Genomic DNA, 18,028 nt, shown 5'->3' on the forward strand with positions numbered 1-18,028 from the left:
AATTTCAGATCACTAGCGTGATATTTCATATTGGGAGGAATTATGACAATCGAACACACAACCGCTGCCGAAGCCATGCAGCGCCCATCCACCAATCGCCGTTGGTGGATTGCCGGGCTACTCGCAATCGGCGTTCTCGTTAATTATTTTGATCGGGTGAACCTGACCGTCGCCTCGCCGCTCATCCAGGATGAGTTTCACATCGGGCCGGCGGAGATGGGCATCCTGTTCAGCGCCTTCGGCTGGACCTATGGCTTCCTGCAAATCCCAGTGGGCATGCTGCTAGACCGCTTTGGTGTAACGCGCGTAATGCGGTGGAGCACATTCTCCTGGGGCATCGCCTCGGTGATAACAGCCTTTTCCACCGGCATGTCGACGCTCTTTCTCTCCCGCATGCTTCTCGGCGTGGCGGAAACCCCCGGCTTTCCAGCCAATTCCAAGGCAACGGGCTATTGGTTCCCCCGCCAGGAGCGAGGTCTTGCGACGGCCCTCTTCGATGCAGCCGCGAAATTCTCCAACGTCATCGCCATTCCGCTGGTTGCCTTCCTGATGCTGCATTTCGGCTGGCGCGGCGGCTTCATCGCAACGGCTATCATCAGCTTCGTGTTCTTCGCGATGTTCTGGCTGTTCTATCGTGACCCGAGCGCAGACAGGAACCTTTCCGCCGACGAGCGAGCCTATATAAAGGCCGGTGGCGCTGCCCCGGAAGGCGAAGCCTCCGCCAATGCCGTTGGCATGCTCGGCTATCTCCTGCGCAATCGCAAGGTCTGGGGCCTCTCGATCGGTTTTGCCGCCTACGGCTATGCCTTCGCCCTCTTCATCTTCTGGCTTCCGGGTTATCTGGTCAAGGAGATGCACATGGACATCTTGAAATCGGCAAGCTTCACGACGATCCCCTGGATCTTCGCCACGGCCTCCGATCTCCTGATCGGCGGCTGGCTTATCGATCATCTCATCCGCAAGGGCCACGACGAATCCCGCGTGCGCAAGACGATCATCGTATTCGGCATGCTGATGGGCCTCGCGGTCGTCGGCGCCGGCCTGACCGCCGACCCCTATTGGGCGATCTTCTGGATTACCATTTCACTGAGCGGCCTTGCTGCCGCGGCACCGGCCGGGTGGTCGATCCCGGCACTCATCGCGCCGAAGGGTGGTGCCGCCACAATCGGCGGCATCATGAACTTCCTCAACAGCGTGACCGGCATAGCCGCGCCGATCATCACTGGCTTCATCGTCGGCGCCACGCAATCCTTCAGCCGTGCCTTCCTGCTGGCCGGCGTGATGCTGGCAATCGGCATCGTCTCCTACGTCTTCGTCCTCGGTCGCATCGAGCAGATCCCCGATCCGAAGGCTTGATTTCGCCTAAAGACCAAGAAAGGTTTCCCATGAAAATCACCAATGCGAAGGTCATCGTCTGCTCGCCCGGCCGTAACTTCGTCACTCTCAAGATCGAGACGGACGAGGGCATTTACGGCATCGGCGACGCCACGGTGAACGGCCGCGAACTGGCCGTCGCCTCCTATCTTCAGGATCATCTCGTCCCCTGCCTCGTCGGTCGCGACGCATCGCAGATCGAGGATATCTGGCAATATTTCTACAAGGGCGCCTATTGGCGTCGCGGTCCCATCACCATGGCGGCGATCGCCGCCGTCGACGTAGCGCTCTGGGATATCAAGGCCAAGGCGGCCAACATGCCGCTCTATCAGTTGCTCGGCGGCGCCAGCCGCACCCATATGCTGACCTATACTCATGCGAATGGCGAGACGATCGAGGAGACGGCCGACAAGGTCGCCGCTTTCAAGGAAGAGGGCTGGAAGGCAATCCGCGTGCAAAGCGCCGTCCCCGGCCTGCCGGTCACCTATGGCGTGGAAAAGGTCGGCTCCCTGGCGCAGGCCGAGGACAAGCCGCGCGAGACGCTCTGGGACACGCCGGCCTATCTGCGTTTCCTGCCAGAGCTTCTCGACCATCTGCGCGATCGCTTCGGCTATGAGCTTCACCTTCTGCACGACGTTCATCATCGCCTGACGCCGCAGGAAGCTGCGGGCCTTGCCAAGGAAGTGGAGCGTCACAAGCTCTTCTGGCTCGAGGACGCCGTTCCAGCCGAAAACCAGGAGTCCTTCCGTCTCATCCGTCAGCATTCCACCACGCCGCTTGCACTCGGCGAGGTCTTCAACTCGATCCACGACTGCCGCCAGCTGATCCAGGAACAGCTGATCGACTATATCCGCACGACGCCGCTTCATGCCGGCGGCATTACCCATGTGCGGCGCATCGCCGATCTCGCCGGCCTCTATCATATCCGCACGGCTTGCCATGGCGCGGCCGACATGTCGCCGATCACCATGGGTGCGGCGCTGCATTTCGACCGTTGGGTGCCGAATTTCGGCATTCAGGAATATGCTTTCCATCCCGACGAAGCGAAGAACGTCTTCCCGCACGAATGGCACCTGAAGGACGGCCATCTCTACAGCGGCGAAAAGCCGGGTCATGGCGTCGATATCGACGAGAAGGCCGCCGAGAAATATCCCTATCGGCAAGCCTATCTCGACGTCGCACGGCTTTCGGACGGAACCATGTGGAGTTGGTGATTGCTTTCGGGGCCTGCCGGCTTACCCAAGCCGGTCGGTCCCTTCTTTGACATCGCTTTCGCGGATGCGGTCGGCAAGATCCAGAAAGTTCTGCCGCATCCGGCGCAATGTGAAATCAAGACCGAACAGACGGCCGGTTTCGCTGAAGCCCATCGATTGGGCAGCTTCGGAACTCTGAAGAGCGCTGAAAGCGGCTTCGAACGCCTCGTCGCCAGCCGAGAGCACCTGTGGATCGATCTCGCCACCTGCACGCAGCGCCCGGCCACAGGCCTCGGCAAAGCTGGCTTGTGCCTCAAGTACCCGTCCTGCCTGCGGCCCGATCGCCTCGACGATCGCCGACGGAAAGGGTTTTTCCACGATGTGGCTGACATAGGTCATGTCGTTGCGAATTCGCCAGAGCGAGCGCGGGATGGCTTCGGAAATCCCATGCTTCGTCAACCAGAAGGCGCGTTCGCGCTGGGCATCGGTCAGAAGCGTCTCGGTTGCCATCAGGGACTGGCGCAGCGCAATGTTGGCTTCCGTGGCCGAGACCGCCTCGCCCTTTTCGACCGCGCTTGCCAAGGTTCGCAATATCTGTGCCGTCACGTCGAGGGCCGATCCGAAGCGATCGAGCACCACGGTCCGCGAGCGCGTCGGCAGAATGAAAAGACTGGCGAGCACGCCGACGACACCGCCAAGCGTGATCTCGGCGATGCGGTCGATGACGAAGATCTCGACCGGAACTGCTGCGGAATGCGTCAGCATGACGATTGCGGCGGTCAACCCGGCATTGCGCAGGCGAGGCACGCGTGCCGCCACAAAACTCGAAAAACCAACGACACAGATAAGCGCGATCCCGATGGCGAGCGGCTCGTGCGGTGTGATGAACACCGCTATCCCTCCAAGCACAGCGCCTGCGACGGTCGCCACCAGACGATCGACGGCCATACCGGCCGTGGCGCCGACCGACGCCTGCATCACGATCAGCACGGTAAAGACGGCCCAATAGCCTTGCTGAAGATGCAGAAGCTGGGAGACTGCATAGGTGATCGTGCAGGCGATCATCACCCGCAGCGCCTGCACCGCTGCGCGCTTGGTCTGGATAAGTGATGCTTTGGGTTTTGACGGAGTCTGGCTTTGAGGAGAGGCGGGCTCGCTCATCGCGCAACTTTCCGTATGGAAACGTATGCTGACAATGGCCGTTAGGGTCTTGCCCCTCCCTTGCTGCAATGCTGCCGATCGTGGGATGGACCCGGTGCTTACAATGGCAGCATTCGGCCTAATATGGAAGGCGAGCGAAGACCGCAACCGACGGAGGGAGCCGTCGTCCACCGTGCTTCCTATTCGGAAGCACGGCTCTTGGTCGATAACCGCAGATCGGCTCTTACGCTCAAACCGTGGCGGACGCCTCTGGCGTTGGCGAGGTCTCTTCAACGAGAACCTGGCGCAGCCGCGCCTCCTGATCCGGGGAAAGCGAGGTGCGCAGCAACCGCGCATGCTCGCCCTTGAACTCGGCAAGCACCTTTTCCGGCTGCACCTTGCGGATCAGCAGGAACAGCGCGGAACTATGCGCCGGAATGGTTTCAGCGAGCTTCTCGATGAGACCGTCATCGATGCCGTAGTCGGCCATCGATCCCGCGAGTGCTCCCGATCCGGCACCGATTGCGCCGCCGACCACCAGGCCGGCAAGGGGATTGAGGAACAGGAGTCCGACGAGCGATCCCCAGAGGGCGCCCGAGAGGCCGCCGCTTGCGGCACCCGCCGCAGTCAGATTGAAACTCTGCTTGAGACGAACCTTGCCGGACTCGTCACGAACGGCAATTACGGCGTCTTCCAGGTCGATCAGATATTCCTTCTCGAGCTGGACGAGGCGGTTTAGAACAGCGTCCGCCTTATCGGCATCGTCGAAACCAAGCACTATCAGTTCTGACATCGAAATCCTCCAGTTCGTGTTGTCGAGGCAAAAAGTAGGGTATCCGGCCGATTAGTGAACAGCCGTGCTGATCAACCGGTAAGGATGAGTAGCATTGAACTGCGAGATCATTGCGACAGCCTGTTGCAGCAGTTCTTCTGCCTGTTCGAGGTCGTCGCGCGCGAGTTCCTCGGCGTTGATGCGGATTGCTTCCGCCATATTGGTGGAAAGCGCTGCAAACTGTTGATTGCCCTCGACAAGGGCCTCGCGTGCATTGCCCTCCAGCGTCCGGGCGACATCGATGAGGATTTCCTCGCGCTCTTCGACGCTGAGGTCTTCGATGGTTTTCGTTCTATCTTCCATTTTGGTCACTCCTAACAGACGTGATTGGAACCGAGCTCATGAAGCCTCGGTTATCACTCACGTAGGAAGACGCAAATTCGGGTTCAAGGTTCCAAGCCGTCCGCCCCGTTGGATGCGAAATCACGATCTCGACGATGATGCGCCCAGCCGCGAATGCCGCCAGGTCGCAGAGACGGTGAAATCAGCTCGCATAGCGCGCCTCCAGCAAGTCCAGCTCCCGTACCAGCTTCGTCGCAATTTCGTTGCCGAGCTGCCTCGCCCGCAACTTGCGAAAGATTTCGGTGCGCTCCGCTCGAACGGCCGCCAGCCGCAACTCCAGTTCGATACGCATCATGCGCTTGGAAAGCGCCACGTCCTCGCCTTCACCGGTCTGGTTGCGGATGCGTTCGCGATAGAGCTCCATCACCCTTGCAGCCGTTTCAACATAGAGATCCGCATCCTCCTGTCCCTTGGATAGCGAGTGCTGCAGGCGCGCAATTTCCGTGATCGCGGCCTTCGCGGCATCGACCCTTGCGGCAGCCTCGTCCTCCTCATGTTTGGTATCTTTCGGGAGTTCGAGATTTTTCAGAAGCGGCGGCAGGAAGAGCGTCGCCAGGATCAATGACATGATGATGACGCCCATCGCCAGGCAGATCGCGAGATCGCGGGCTGGAAAAGGCGAGCCGTCATTCAGCGTGAATGGCAGGGTAAGCACACCGGCAAGCGTGATGGCTCCACGAACGCCTGCAAAGGAGAACGCCGCCAGGATGCGCCAGTTCGGCGAGGTCTGGCGTTGTCGACGCTGACGAAAGAGTGTCAGATGCAGCGACAGCCAGACCCAGGTGAACCGCAATGCGGCAAGACCGAAGGTAAGCCCGACGACGTAGGCGGCGAGCCACCAGAAGCCCTGATGCCCGGTCACTTGAACCGTGGCGGATGCCTTTTCCACGATCGAAGGAAGCTGTTCGCCGAGAAGAACGAAGATTGTGCCGTTCGCGGCGAATTGAATCATATCCCATACCGAGTTCCTACGCACGCGGGTCGCCGCCATGGCACGCCCCGAGCTTTCGGCGACGCTCATGGTCGTTCCAGCCGACACAGCCGCGAGAATACCGGAGCAATGGAGCTGTTCGGCGATAAGGTAGGCCGCGAAGGGAATCAGGATGCTGACCAGGATTTCCGAGCCGCTCTCTTCGCCATAGCGAAGCGATATGCTTGTGCTCAACCAGGTGACGGCCCAGGTCACGCCGACACCGATCGCCAGACCGCCGAAAGCGGTCCAGAGGAAGGTCAGCGTGGCGTCATAAAGCGAAAAGCTGCCGGTCAGGGCCGCAGCAATCGCAAACCTCAGGCAAACGAGGCCAGACGCGTCATTCAGGAGGGATTCGCCTTCGAGTATGTGCATCATGCGCGGCGGAATGGGTACTCTTTGCGCGATCGCGGATACCGCGATCGGATCGGTCGGCGAAATGACGGCCGCAAGCGCAAAGGCGACGGCAAGCGGCATTGCAGGGATCATCCAGTGAACGAGCAGGCCGGCGCCGAGAACGGTGAAGACAACGAGCCCCAGAGCCAGTTCCACCACGACATTCATGTCCTGCTTCAGCTCGTCGGCGGCAATGCGCCACCCATCGAGGAAGAGCAGCGGCGGCAAGAACAGCAGGAAGAAAATCTCAGGATCAAGTCTGACGCTGAGATCGGCCGACAGGCCGATGATTGCGCCCAGGGCGATCTGGATCAACGGCAATGGCAGAATGATCGGTATGGCGCGAGAAATCGCGCCACTGACGACGATCGCCAGCAGAAGGACGAGTGTCGTGGTGATTATGTCCATTGCCCCGCCTTTCGCTTGGCATGCTTCTGCAGTCTCAGGGCGGCCGTCGGCGCACCCTCGCCTTCACATTCCTTAAGACAAACCCAACGGGAAACAAGAAGTCCTGCGCTTCTTCCTGTTCGTCAGACCATGACCATCTGCAGCATATAGAAAACGCCTCATGGTCTTCCACCGGCGTCGTTGAGATGGACGCCAATACCCGCCCGCATAAGCGATTGACATATTTGGGCGCCGGCTCAACCGGATCGAGATAAGACCTTTCGAGATTTCATGTCCGGCGCTCCCAAACGGCTGAAGCCGGGCGCCATCGCAAATGGCACCCGGCTCCGAAAATGTCGATCGATCGCGCTCGAAATGTCTATGGAGACCTATTCCGCCGCCTCGGCGATGGCCTCCCGCGACCCTTCGAGCGCACGCACCAGCGGAATGACGTGCTTTCCGAAATACTCCACCTCCTCCTGAAAATGCAGGAAGCCGAGCAGGATCAGGTCGGCGCCGGCCTGCTTCAGACGGATGATGCGTTCGGCGACCTGCTGCGGCGTGCCGATCAGATTGGAACGGAAGCCGTCATTGTATTGCACGAGGTCCTCGAAGCTGGATTTGGCCCAGTTGCCCTCACCTTCGGGGGAGGCCTTGCCGGCATTCTTCACCTCGTGACCGAAAGCCTTGACGGCTTCGGGATTGGCCTTTTCGATGATCTCGGCAAGCACTGACTTTGCCTCTTCCTCGGTATCGCGGACGATGGCAAAGGCGTTGACGCCGATGCGGACGTGATGGCCGTTGGCCTTTGCCTTGGACTGGATGTCGTCCACCTGCCTGGCGATCTCTTCGGGCGTATTGCCATTGGTGAAATACCAGTCGGACACCCGCGAAGCCATGTCACGCGCGGCGCGCGACGAGCCACCCTGGAAGATTTCCGGCTGCGGATCGATCGGCTTCGGCTTCAGCGAATAATCGGTGAAACGATAGAAATCGCCACGGAAGGTGAAGCTGTCCTCCGTCCAGATACCGCGCAAGGCGCGGATAAACTCTTCGGAGCGACGATAGCGCTCGTCATGATCGAGCCATGGCTCGCCGATGGCATGGAACTCGCCGCGGAACCAGCCGCTGACGATATTGACCGCGACACGGCCATTCGTGAGATGGTTGATCGTCGCGATCTGCTTGGCGGCCAGCGCCGGTGTCCAAGGACCGGGCAGGATTGCCGCGATCACCTTCAGCTTCGTCGTTGCCTCCAGAAGCGAATGACTGAAGGAAACCGATTCATGCTGATATTCGGCACCGTAGCCTGCCGTGAAGCGGATCTGGCTCAGCGCATAGTCGAAGCCACTCGCCTCGGCGATCTGCGCCAGCTTTCTGTTGTAGTCGATCGTCCAGCTCGTCCGCTGCTCGATATCGGAGATGACCAATCCGCCCGACACGTTCGGAACCCAGTAGGCGAATTTCAAGGCTTCCCTGTTGACATCGCTCATTGCTATCTCCCGGTTTGAATTGTCCTCTGCCGAGCACAAGGATGAAGATCCCAACCCGCTCCAATTATACTCTATAGATTTTATGGCTTATCGAACAAACTCATCCCAAGTTTCAGCTGCTTTGCGAAAAAGTTACTTTGCAAACCATGCTCCACGGGAACGTGGGCGTAAGAAGGAAGATTAGACCCTAAAGTTGGGGGCCAGTCGTCGAAGGTCATAATCCGGCCGCAAAACGAGCAAATCAAAGCACTCGCCGTACCGAGATCTCGATCGGGCAATCAGGAAATCGGCTTGAGATCGCATAGATCGCGAGCTGATTAGAATGTCGGGCCGGCTGCGCCGCCTTTCAGCGCGAAGTAGGCAAAGGCTGCGACGAAAAATGCGATCACGGCCAAGATCGCGATGAGACGCTTGAGCCAAGGAGGCGTTTGCCTCGGTGGCTTGGGCTTGGGACGACGTTGAAACTTGATGACATTATCGGACATGACAATCGATTAGCGAAGAACAAACGGTTTGCCAATCCGGTGCGGGCGTCAGGGGCGCGACGTTTCCGTAATCGGCCAGACGGAATGCCCAATTCATCCGATTTCTCAAATCTCGTCCGCAACGCTTCGGGGGCTGTGGTGGCGGATGTTCGATAGAAATCCACAAACCCCGAAGGTGCCTCTTTGAATATCCTGAATAAGGTTCGCCCCTGGACTGCCCAGCAGCGTGCATTGATTATCCCGTTTCCGGCCGACCCGGATCTGGTGGAACGCAGATCGGAAGCTGCAACCGCTGACGGCCCGATTGTCGCTTTCTTCACGCAAGACAGTTTCTACGAACAGGAGAAGGATCGCATGGTCCGCTCGGCCGAGCGCATCGGATTGAGTGTTCAGGCGACGGCACTGCCCAGTGCCGGTAGCTGGGTGCTGAATGCCGGGCTCAAACCCAGCTTTCTGCAAAGGGAAAGAGCAAGACTGCGTGGACCGATCCTCTATGTCGATGTCGATGCGGTCTTCCATCGCAATCCCTGGCCGGAACTTCGCAAGCTCGACTGCGACATCGCCGCCTATTATGAGGCGAACGGGAGGCTTGTAAGCGCTACGATTTTAATCAACGACACTCCCGGAGCAGCGCAGCTCATCGAACTCTGGCGGGAAGGATGTCTTGCCAAGCCCGATATGTGGGATCAGCTTGTTCTCGAACATATCATCGCCGAGGATGCTGCGAGCACCAATCCGCAGTTCCGCGTGGTTAAACTGCCGGTATCCTTCTGCTGGATCTTTGATCGCATCGAGAACGAGCGTATCAGCGAAGTCTTTATCGAGCAGCTCCAGGCAAGCCGCGAGGCGACCAAACGCAAGCGCTGGTTCGGCCGCATCGGCAAACGCCTCTCGCGCCGGCGTGATCGGGTCGAGGAGATAGAGCGCATCCTGAACGGCCGCGGCTGAAGCGCCCTCAGACGAACCGACGACGAGATCGAGCTCCAATCACAGCATGTCGCCGAGCGTCCAGTGGTTGTTCCATCTGATATCGATCTCGTCCTCGACGTTCTGATAGCGAATGTCGGTGGAGAGGCGTAGCCGTTGCTGCCTGTCCTGATTGGTGGTCGAGGCGTGGATCATGAACGGTGAATGGAGCATGACGTCGCCGGCCTCGTAGTCGGCGACCAGCCAGCGCGTATCGAAACGCTCCGCCATGTCTGGCAGGTCCTTCGAAACCCAGCCGCCCTCCGTCATGTTGCGATTGTAAGCGCTCACACGCTCCTCGGCGCTTAGATCTCCATTCTGTTCGCTGAACTCTCGCTCCATCTTCGCGCCGATCGCGTGCGAACCCTCCAGATAGGTGAGGCCGCCCATTTCGACAGGGGTATCGCCAATCGGTATCCATGCCGTCACGATCCGGCTGGTGCCGCCGCGAAGATAGACCAGATCGTAATGAGCCGGCGTTGCCGTCGTCGTTCCCGGCCGGACATGGCGCATGATCTTGCGCTTGTGCAGATAGGAAATGCCCGACAGGAATTCGTCCATGAAGCGCGAGATGCGCGGCTGCGCGCAGAAGCCTTCATAGGCGACGGAACGCACGAGCGACATAAGGCAACGATCGACGTCCGTTCCCTCGGGCGTCGTGGCAGACGATATCCCGTCCCTTGGGTCCGTTCCCCTCTCGATCAGCCCCGTTTTCGCCATATGGCCGAAGACCCAGCCGCGAAAGTCGGTGACGTCGTTACGCGGCAGGAAACCCTTGAGCCACACATAACCATTCTCTTGGTAAAGGCGGCGGATCGCCTCTACGCCGATCCCAGGATCGGTCGGGGTCAGATAACCGAGGCGATTGGGCGCGGTCGATAGAACCTTTCCGTTGGCAGCAAGGTTGGGCTCACTCCTGACCGATTGAACGGCCTGTATGGAAATCGACATTTCACTCGCCTATGGCTCGAGTTGATCGCCCATTGAATCTAGCAGGCAGTGGTGTTTCACTACATGGACGAAAATTATACTGGACTTTTCGCTCATCATGAAATCCACGGAAGCCATCTATCGATCCCCGCTTGCAGCCGCCGGAGGACTGGCCGTCACCGGCAGCGGCAGGCAGCATTCCATGCATGCCGTCAAGGCGCGGAAGCTGCCGAGCTATGCGGTGGTTCTCGTCGAAAACGGCCAAGGGTTTCTCGAAGCGGATGCCGGCGGTCGCAGAAGCGTCAAGGGACCGGCGCTATTCTGGCTGTTTCCGAACCGCCAGCACTCATACGGCCCCGATAGCGATGGCTGGAGCGAGCGATGGGCGCTTTTCGAAGGCTCTCTCGTGCGCGACTTCCTGCGCCTGCGCCTCATCAGCGAGCAGAACCCACTCACCATCCTTCGTAATCTCGATGGCGTGCAGCGTCTCTTCAGCAATATCCACGGCGATCTCATCGAAGATAGCAACCTATCGAGAGCGGCCGCGGCATCCGCTCTTCATCAGATCGTCATTCTGGTCGCGCGACAGGCAAGCCAGACCGCCCCCACTCCTCAGGAAGGGGCGGATATTGGCGAAATCATTGAAGCGCTTCGCAAGAGAGCAACGCAATCCCTCGATATGGCAGCCTTTGCCGCCGAACACGGGATGTCGCCCGCAACGCTCCGCCGGAAAATCACCGCGGAAGTCGGGCTGCCGCCGAAGAGCTTTCAGCTTCGCGTGCGGATGGACCACGCCAAGGAACTGCTGACGATGACGGATGACAAGATCGAGGTCATCGCCTCGCGGGTCGGGTTTGACGATCCGTTTTACTTCTCCCGGCTATTCCATGAGCGTGAAAACTGTACGCCGCGCGAATTCCGCACGCGCTATCGAAGAAGCTGACGGGTCAAGACAGATCGAACACGCCGTGGCGGTCCGCCCTTGCTACGCCGCGTCGTTGCCCGCTGGCTCCCGCTCCAAATTCCGGCGCCGCCAGGCCGCCGGCGCCTCACCCACCCGCTTGCGGAAAAAGCGCGAGAAATAGGCGGGATCTTCAAAACCCACCTCGCGGCCGATGTCCTCCACCGAGCGAATGGTGAACATTAGCAGACGCTTGGCTTCCAGCAGCCGCCGATCCAGGAGCATTTCCTTGACGGTATGGCCGAACACCTCGCGCGCCGCCTTGTCGAGCAGATGTGGCGTCGTGGCCAACAGATCGACATAGCGGCCAACGGGCCAATCGCTCTTGTAATGCCGATCGACAGCGCTGCGCAGCGCCAGGGCAAGCGCGACCGTTGGTGAGGCCGAGGGAAGCGCCGCACTACCGCCAAGCCGATTCATCAGCGACAACGCGACGCCGATCAATCCCAACATAACCTTTTCGCTTTGGCCGCCGCGCTCGCGGTATTCGGCGCTCACCATTTGCAGCAGCGCGTCGACCTTTTGCCAGGCAGGGTCGTCCGGATGAGCCGTCAGAAAGGTCGGCACATCAAGACTCAGATCCACTTGGGGGGCGAGCGCCTTCAGCGTATCGTCCGAGATCGAGACGACGATGGCATCCGACTGATCGTCGACCTCAAATCCATGGATGATGTTGCTCGGCACGAAGCTGATCGTCGGAGCGGAAAAATTCCAAGTCCGATCTTCTATCCGATAGCGGCCACCACCCTTGTACCAATAGGTGATCTGCCCCATCAGCGGGTGTTTATGGGACGCAACATGGCCAAAATGCAGGGTCTTGCGCTCCATGACCGTTTCGACATGCAGAAAACCGACGTCCAGCGCCCGACTCGGCACGCCATAGACAAAGAAATTCGGGATCTCGTTCTTCTGCGACATGCCCGAAAAAGTACCAGCGAATTGCCCCCTTTGTCCATGGCCGCGACAGGGCGTCGGACGTAGCATCAATGATAATCTCAAGGGAGGAATACGAGATGCGAGCCGAAGATTACCGAAGCGACAAGACCCGTCCGTTTACCGGCGCTGAATATCTGGAAAGCCTGCGCGACGGCCGCGAAGTCTACATCAACGGCGAACGCGTCGCCGATGTGACGACGCACCCCTCCATGCGCAATTCCGTCCGCTCGCTGGCGCGTATGTATGATGCGCTGCACGACGAAAAGACCAAGGAGCGCCTGACCTCGCCGACCGATACCGGATCGGGTGGCTATACCCACAAATACTTCCGGGTCGCGAAATCCTCTGCCGAACTTGTGGCACAGCAAGGCGCCATCGCCGATTGGGCGCGCATGTCCTATGGCTGGATGGGCCGCACCGCCGATTACAAGGCAGCCCTCATGAACACGCTCGGCGCCAATGCCGACTGGTACGGCCCCTTCAAGGACAACGCGCTTTCCTGGCACAAGCGCGCGCAGGAATCCGTGCTCTTCATGAACCACGCGATCGTCAATCCGCCGATCGATCGGCATAAGCCTGCCGATGCCGTCAAGGATGTGTTCGTTCACATCACCAAGGAAACCGATGCCGGCATCTATGTTTCCGGCGCCAAGGTGGTGGCAACGTCTTCGGCCCTCACCCATTATAATTTCCTTGCCCAGAGCTCGGCGACAGTCACGGAAGACCCGTCGCTGTCTGTCATGTTCATCGTTCCGATGAATGCGCCAGGGATCAAGATGTTCTGCCGCGTCTCCTATGAGCAGACCGCCAATACGGTGGGACATCCCTTCGACTATCCGCTGTCCTCGCGCTTCGACGAGAACGACGCAATCCTGGTGCTCGACAATGTCTTCGTGCCCTGGGAGGACGTGCTCGTGCTGCGCGATGCGGCCAAGATCCTGTCCTTCCATCCGGCCTCGGGCTTCATGCATGGCTACTGCTTCCAGGGTTGCACGCGCTTTGCCGTCAAGCTCGACTTCATCGCCGGGCTGCTGGCCAAGGCATTGCGCGCAACCGGCGGCGATGCCTTCCGCGGCAATCAGGCAGCACTCGGCGAAGTCATCGCGCTTCGCCACATGTTCTGGTCCTTCTCCAACGCCATGGCTTACAATCCACAACCCTGGGCCAATGGCGCGGTATTGCCGAACATGGAGGCCGCCCTCTCCTACCGCACCTTCATGTCGGAGGCCTATCCGCGTGTCATCGAGACGGTGCGCAGGGTCATCGCTTCGGGCCTGATCTACCTGCCATCTTCGGCCAAGGATTTCGGCAATCCGGAGATCGACCGCTACCTCGCCCAGTATGTGCGCGGTTCCAACGATATGGGTCATATCGAACGCATCAAGATCATGAAGCTGCTGTGGGACGCTACAGGCACCGAATTCGGCGGACGCCACGCCCTCTACGAGCTCAACTATGCTGGCGCCCCTGAGGAGGTCCGGCTGCAGGTGCTGAAAGGCGCCGAGCGTGGCGGCCGGTTGAAGGAAATGGAAGCACTCGTCGATCGCTGCATGAGCGACTACGACGAAAACGGCTGGACCGGAGACACCTGGCTTCCGCCGCTCGGTGATACCTCTCCCGTCCGCAATGCCGCCGAGTGAGGCCGTTGCCATGGAGGAGCAACTCTCGAAAACCGAATTCCGCAACGCCATGGCAAGGGTTTGCGCGCCGGTCAACGTGATCACGACAAACGGCCCTGCCGGCCGCGGCGGCTTCACCGCCACCGCCATGTGCAGCGTCACCGACGAGCCGCCGACGCTGCTGGTCTGCATGAACAGCCGCTCGGCGCAAACAAGCCTCTTCCTCGATAACCGTCGGTTCTGCGTCAATGTGCTGACGCAGGAACACAAGGAATTGGCCGGCTATTTCGCCGGTCAGCGCGCCGACATGGAAGAGCGCTACGCCGCGGCGGAATGGATCAACTTCCGCTCCGGCAGCCAGGCGCTCTCCGATGCCATCGTCTCCTTCGATTGCCGCCTGACCGAAGCACGCCTCGTCGGCACGCACCACATCTTCATCGGCGAGGTGATGGATATTCGCAGCCGCAAGGACGGGCACGCGCTGCTCTATTTCGACCGCAACTATGTGCATGTGCCGACCCAGGCGGGCAGCTTCGGCGGTTGAGACGTAAATATCGAAGAGCTTCAAACGAATGGGGGATGCGGTTACCGATCGCATCCCCCATGGGATTTTGCCAAATACTCGTGCTTCGTCAGGCAGCGGCATCCCCGAGATAGAGGCGATGAAGCTGCGCCGGATCATCCGCGAGTGCGGTGCAATCGCCGTCATAGACGATCGCTCCTCTGCGCAGCACATAGGCGCGATCGCCGATCGCAAGCGCAAGGGCCGCAAACTGCTCCACCAGAATGACCGCCATGCCGGCGTCGGCCAGTTGCCGGACTGCCCGCATCAGGCGGCTGACGATGACGGGCGCCAGCCCCGACGACATTTCGTCGATCATGATCACCTTCGGCCGCGTCAGCAGAGAACGCGCAATAACGACCATCTGCTGTTCACCGCCGGACAGCATGCCTGCCTTGATGCTGCGCCGCTGCAGCAGCTCGGGAAACAGATCGTAGGCCTCCTGGAGATCGGCGGCCGGATCGAGTGCCACCTTCAGATTCTCCTCCGTCGTCATCTCCGGAAAGACGGTGCGCCCCTGCTCGACATGGCTGATGCCGGCGCGGGCGCGCAAGCCCGCCCGCAGCTTCAAAAGCTCCGTACCATCCAATGAAACTGAGCCTGCTGCAGCCGGGATGATCCCCGAAAGGCTTTCGAGCAGCGTCGTCTTGCCCGCCCCGTTCGAACCGAGCAGCACGCTGATCTCGCCACTTGATACGCTAAGATCCACACCGCGAACGACCGGAATTCCGGATCGATTGACAACGAGATCCTTGATGGAAAGCGCGGTCATTCGGCAGCCTCCTCGAGTTCGATGCCCATATAGGCTTTCTGGACGATCGGCATGGCGAGAACGCTTTGCGGCGCGCCATTGGCGATCACGCGCCCGAAATCGAACACGGTGATCGCCGAGCAGGCCCGCCGCACGAGATCCATGTCATGTTCGATCAGAAGCACGGCGCTGCCGAAGGTCTCGGGAATTTCGGCGATGCGCTCGCCGAGCTTCACAGCATCGGCGTAGGATTGGCCGGCCGCCGGCTCATCGAGAAGGATCACGGGTGCCCGAGATGCGACGACGCCGGCGACATCGAGTAGGCGGCGTGTGCCGGCGTCGATGGAGGCGATCGGCGTGTCTGCCGGTGGGCAATCGAACCATTGCAGGATAGCGGCGAGTTCGTCATCGCCGATAGCGCCGGCCGCAAGCCGCACGTAGTTTCCGACGCTCAGTTCCGGCGCAATGCGCGTCGTCTGCCAGGTGCGGCGAATGCCCAGCCGGGCGCGGCTTGTCGCAGATAAGCCTTCCAGCGCTTTGCCATTCAGCTTGATCGAGCCGTCATAGCGAGCAAGAAATCCAGCGATGGCATCGACCATGGTCGACTTGCCTGCGCCGTTCGGTCCGACGAGGCCGACGACGGTGCGCGCAGGCACCTGCAGATTGACCTTATCGAGCGCAACGACGGCACCATAGCGGACCGTGAGATCGCTGATCTCAAGCACCAGCCCTGGTTCATGGACCGCAGCAGCCGGAAGACGACCCAACTGGCTGTGCGTGGTAGCCGCATGACGCTTGGGGAGCAGTTTGCGACCAAGCCGTGCCCAGGTCTCGCTGATCGTTTCGCCCGAGGAAAGGGCATGCACGGCACCGATCGCGAAGAAGACGTTGCCGACATCCTGCGGCAGGTTGAGCCTGCGAAGCAGTTCCGGAAACAGCGTGATCAACATGCCGCCGATGACGGCTCCGAGGGTGAAATGCGCACCCACCATTGTCGCTACGGCAAAGAGCGCCAGCGACTGCATCATCGAGAAGTTTTCTGACACAAGCGTCCCGAGATAGCCGGCCAGCAGGCCGCCCGACACTCCGGAAATAAAAGCGCTGATGGCAAAGGCGCTGAGCTTGGCCCTTGGGATCGAGACGCCATGCGCCGCCGCCGCCCGCTCCGAATGCCGGACGGCAAGCCAGGATGCTCCGAGCCGCGAGCGGCTGACGAATTCGAGCGCCACGGCGATCGCGCCATAGGTGAGAAGCACGAAAATGAAGAAGCCGTAATCGCTCTCGAAGAGCGCGGGACGGACAACCTGCGTAAACGTCGTCTGCCCCGGGAAGGTGATCGTCGCGAGTACCGTATCGAAGGCTGCCGCAAAGCCGAGGGTGACGATCGCGAGATTGATGCCGCGCAAGCGCAGCGCCGGCAGGCCGATGGCGATACCGACCGGCACGGCCGCAAGGCCGCCGATGATCATCCAGACGACCAGACCGCCAGGCGCCTCGATGACATTCAGATATCCGGTCACCCAGGCGCCGACGCCGGCAAAGGACATCTGGCAGAGCGAGATCATGCCGGTGCGCCCGGCGACGAGACCGAGGCTCTGCAAGGCGATGCCCGTTATGAAAACGGCCGTCAGCAGAAATACCCAGTATTTTGGCAGGAGCAAAAGAATGAGGGCGCCGACGGCCGCCAGCGAAAGGGCCGTCACAATGGCGGCGCGGAAACTAGCGTGCTTCATCCCAGCGGGCTCCTCTCTGCGACCATAGAAGGACGGCAAGAATGACGATGAAGGGAACGGTGCTGCGGTACTGGCTGACGAAATCGATGGCGCTGACCGCGCCTTCCAATATGCCGATCGTCAGGCCACCGAGCAGGGCCGCGCGGAAACTGGCGAAGGCGCCGATCAGGGCCGCGGCCAGGGCCGGCACGACGAGCAGGCTCAACGAGGCGAAATCCGGCGAGCGCAATGGCGCGATAATCATCAGCGCGAAGGAGGTCACGGCTCCCGTCACAGCCCAGACGCCGAGCGCCAACAGCCGCACCCGAATGCCGATCAGCTCCGCCGCCATCGGTCGCTGCGACAGCGCTCGCAATTGCAATCCGATGCGAGTGCGGGCGAGGAACTGTTCCGTGACGATGGTGAAAACGACGGATAAGAGAAGCGTCGTCACGGCAGCCCACGTCACCTCAACACCGGCGAGGCGGAAGGCCGATCCGGCGATGATTTCCGGAAAATTATGCGGATGCTGGCCGCCGGTCAGCCGCAGGCCGATGGCGATGATGCCGACGAGAAGCGCCGCAGTCACCGCCGCCTTCGTCGAGGCATTGGCGTTGGCAAACCATGTCGTCATGACAAGGCCGATCAGGATGCCGGCGGCAGCACCGGCGGCGATGCCCAAGAGGGCGGCCGGCAGCAGCGGCACGCCGGCCTCATGCAGCGCAACCATGATGAAGGTGCCCGTGGCGCCGATCGCGGCACCGGTGAAATTCACGACGGCGACAAGGCGATAGGTGAAAATCGCGCAGACCCCCAGGATGGCATAGGCGCCACCTGCGGAAAGACCAGCCACGGCGGCTGTAAAGAGAGTGTTCATTGCAGAACTCCGAAAGCGGGCACCTTATGCCTCGCCAGATCAGATCGTCGTCGCATCAGGCGATGCCGGTCCTGTCGTTCGAAGACAGGACCGGGCCTGCAA

The 18,028-nt window shown here is 60.4% G+C and carries 16 protein-coding genes; 6 read left to right on the plus strand and 10 right to left on the minus strand.

Annotated features, from left to right (window positions below; genetic code table 11):
* Window positions 1–42: 42 nt before the first annotated feature.
* Together ACIQWP_RS17670 and manD are read left to right on the plus strand one after the other, a co-directional pair.
* Window positions 43–1,356: an MFS transporter gene (locus ACIQWP_RS17670; RefSeq protein WP_402789635.1), complete on the plus strand. Its 1,314-nt coding sequence runs from the start codon at window positions 43–45 to the stop codon at window positions 1,354–1,356.
* Between the two features lie 29 nt (window positions 1,357–1,385).
* The gene (gene manD / locus ACIQWP_RS17675) at window positions 1,386–2,588 is read left to right on the plus strand and encodes a D-mannonate dehydratase ManD (protein ID WP_402789637.1); all 1,203 of its coding nucleotides are present in this window, start codon (window positions 1,386–1,388) and stop codon (window positions 2,586–2,588) included.
* A 21-nt stretch (window positions 2,589–2,609) separates the two neighbouring features.
* Here the strand turns inward: manD and ACIQWP_RS17680 are convergent, their stop codons facing one another.
* The 5 genes from ACIQWP_RS17680 to sfnG all read right to left on the minus strand — a co-directional run bounded on the left by ACIQWP_RS17680 (window position 2,610) and on the right by sfnG (window position 8,127).
* Window positions 2,610–3,728: an FUSC family protein gene (locus tag ACIQWP_RS17680; protein WP_402789640.1), complete on the minus strand. Its 1,119-nt coding sequence runs from the start codon at window positions 3,726–3,728 to the stop codon at window positions 2,610–2,612.
* 229 nt (window positions 3,729–3,957) lie between these two features.
* A complete protein-coding gene (locus ACIQWP_RS17685) occupies window positions 3,958–4,500 on the minus strand; it encodes a DUF1269 domain-containing protein (RefSeq protein WP_402789643.1) in 543 nt (180 codons plus the stop codon).
* A gap of 51 nt (window positions 4,501–4,551) precedes the next feature.
* A complete protein-coding gene (locus ACIQWP_RS17690) occupies window positions 4,552–4,842 on the minus strand; it encodes a hypothetical protein (protein WP_402789645.1) in 291 nt (96 codons plus the stop codon).
* Window positions 4,843–5,023: 181 nt separating this feature from the next.
* Entirely contained in the window at window positions 5,024–6,655 is a 1,632-nt protein-coding gene (locus ACIQWP_RS17695) for a Na+/H+ antiporter (protein ID WP_402789648.1), read from the minus strand.
* A gap of 368 nt (window positions 6,656–7,023) precedes the next feature.
* Window positions 7,024–8,127 (minus strand): dimethylsulfone monooxygenase SfnG, encoded by a 1,104-nt coding sequence (gene sfnG / locus ACIQWP_RS17700; protein WP_402789651.1) that lies wholly within the window; start codon window positions 8,125–8,127, stop codon window positions 7,024–7,026.
* Window positions 8,128–8,795: 668 nt separating this feature from the next.
* On the opposite strand from sfnG, the gene ACIQWP_RS17705 reads away from it, so the two are divergent.
* A complete protein-coding gene (locus ACIQWP_RS17705; protein ID WP_402789654.1) occupies window positions 8,796–9,560 on the plus strand; it encodes a putative nucleotide-diphospho-sugar transferase in 765 nt (254 codons plus the stop codon).
* Between the two features lie 39 nt (window positions 9,561–9,599).
* Here ACIQWP_RS17705 and ACIQWP_RS17710 read toward each other — a convergent pair whose 3' ends face one another.
* Entirely contained in the window at window positions 9,600–10,529 is a 930-nt protein-coding gene (locus ACIQWP_RS17710; protein ID WP_402789656.1) for a phytanoyl-CoA dioxygenase family protein, read from the minus strand.
* Between the two features lie 97 nt (window positions 10,530–10,626).
* Between ACIQWP_RS17710 and ACIQWP_RS17715 the strand changes: the two genes are divergently transcribed.
* Window positions 10,627–11,451: an AraC family transcriptional regulator gene (locus ACIQWP_RS17715; protein WP_402789659.1), complete on the plus strand. Its 825-nt coding sequence runs from the start codon at window positions 10,627–10,629 to the stop codon at window positions 11,449–11,451.
* A 42-nt stretch (window positions 11,452–11,493) separates the two neighbouring features.
* Here ACIQWP_RS17715 and ACIQWP_RS17720 read toward each other — a convergent pair whose 3' ends face one another.
* Window positions 11,494–12,387 (minus strand): helix-turn-helix domain-containing protein, encoded by an 894-nt coding sequence (locus tag ACIQWP_RS17720; protein WP_402789662.1) that lies wholly within the window; start codon window positions 12,385–12,387, stop codon window positions 11,494–11,496.
* Between the two features lie 95 nt (window positions 12,388–12,482).
* Between ACIQWP_RS17720 and ACIQWP_RS17725 the strand changes: the two genes are divergently transcribed.
* Window positions 12,483–14,045, plus strand: coding sequence for a 4-hydroxyphenylacetate 3-hydroxylase N-terminal domain-containing protein (locus ACIQWP_RS17725; protein WP_402789665.1), 1,563 nt, complete (start codon window positions 12,483–12,485; stop codon window positions 14,043–14,045).
* A 10-nt stretch (window positions 14,046–14,055) separates the two neighbouring features.
* Window positions 14,056–14,568, plus strand: coding sequence for a flavin reductase (locus tag ACIQWP_RS17730; RefSeq protein WP_402789667.1), 513 nt, complete (start codon window positions 14,056–14,058; stop codon window positions 14,566–14,568).
* A gap of 88 nt (window positions 14,569–14,656) precedes the next feature.
* On the opposite strand, the gene ACIQWP_RS17735 is transcribed toward ACIQWP_RS17730, so the two are convergent.
* From ACIQWP_RS17735 to ACIQWP_RS17745, 3 genes are read right to left on the minus strand one after another with little or no spacing between them, the layout of a single operon-like run.
* A complete protein-coding gene (locus ACIQWP_RS17735) occupies window positions 14,657–15,358 on the minus strand; it encodes an ABC transporter ATP-binding protein (RefSeq protein WP_402789670.1) in 702 nt (233 codons plus the stop codon).
* Window positions 15,355–17,070, minus strand: coding sequence for an ATP-binding cassette domain-containing protein (locus tag ACIQWP_RS17740; RefSeq protein WP_402789672.1), 1,716 nt, complete (start codon window positions 17,068–17,070; stop codon window positions 15,355–15,357). Before ACIQWP_RS17740 ends, ACIQWP_RS17735 begins: the two co-directional genes overlap by 4 nt.
* On the minus strand, window positions 17,057–17,926 hold the full coding sequence (locus tag ACIQWP_RS17745) for a branched-chain amino acid ABC transporter permease (RefSeq protein WP_402789675.1): 870 nt from the start codon (window positions 17,924–17,926) through the stop codon (window positions 17,057–17,059). Before ACIQWP_RS17745 ends, ACIQWP_RS17740 begins: the two co-directional genes overlap by 14 nt.
* Window positions 17,927–18,028: the final 102 nt, after the last annotated feature.

It is taken from the genome of Rhizobium sp. NPDC090279 (assembly GCF_044769665.1).
Taxonomy (GTDB): domain Bacteria; phylum Pseudomonadota; class Alphaproteobacteria; order Rhizobiales; family Rhizobiaceae; genus Rhizobium.

Coding starts and splice junctions, on each gene's coding strand:
- ACIQWP_RS17670 (WP_402789635.1), top strand. CDS start 43: ATGACAATCGAACACACAACCGCTGCCGAAGCCATGCAGCGCCCATCC.
- manD (WP_402789637.1), top strand. CDS start 1,386: ATGAAAATCACCAATGCGAAGGTCATCGTCTGCTCGCCCGGCCGTAAC.
- ACIQWP_RS17680 (WP_402789640.1), bottom strand. CDS start 3,728: ATGAGCGAGCCCGCCTCTCCTCAAAGCCAGACTCCGTCAAAACCCAAA.
- ACIQWP_RS17685 (WP_402789643.1), bottom strand. CDS start 4,500: ATGTCAGAACTGATAGTGCTTGGTTTCGACGATGCCGATAAGGCGGAC.
- ACIQWP_RS17690 (WP_402789645.1), bottom strand. CDS start 4,842: ATGGAAGATAGAACGAAAACCATCGAAGACCTCAGCGTCGAAGAGCGC.
- ACIQWP_RS17695 (WP_402789648.1), bottom strand. CDS start 6,655: ATGGACATAATCACCACGACACTCGTCCTTCTGCTGGCGATCGTCGTC.
- sfnG (WP_402789651.1), bottom strand. CDS start 8,127: ATGAGCGATGTCAACAGGGAAGCCTTGAAATTCGCCTACTGGGTTCCG.
- ACIQWP_RS17710 (WP_402789656.1), bottom strand. CDS start 10,529: ATGTCGATTTCCATACAGGCCGTTCAATCGGTCAGGAGTGAGCCCAAC.
- ACIQWP_RS17715 (WP_402789659.1), top strand. CDS start 10,627: ATGAAATCCACGGAAGCCATCTATCGATCCCCGCTTGCAGCCGCCGGA.
- ACIQWP_RS17720 (WP_402789662.1), bottom strand. CDS start 12,387: ATGTCGCAGAAGAACGAGATCCCGAATTTCTTTGTCTATGGCGTGCCG.
- ACIQWP_RS17725 (WP_402789665.1), top strand. CDS start 12,483: ATGCGAGCCGAAGATTACCGAAGCGACAAGACCCGTCCGTTTACCGGC.
- ACIQWP_RS17730 (WP_402789667.1), top strand. CDS start 14,056: ATGGAGGAGCAACTCTCGAAAACCGAATTCCGCAACGCCATGGCAAGG.
- ACIQWP_RS17735 (WP_402789670.1), bottom strand. CDS start 15,358: ATGACCGCGCTTTCCATCAAGGATCTCGTTGTCAATCGATCCGGAATT.
- ACIQWP_RS17740 (WP_402789672.1), bottom strand. CDS start 17,070: ATGAAGCACGCTAGTTTCCGCGCCGCCATTGTGACGGCCCTTTCGCTG.
- ACIQWP_RS17745 (WP_402789675.1), bottom strand. CDS start 17,926: ATGAACACTCTCTTTACAGCCGCCGTGGCTGGTCTTTCCGCAGGTGGC.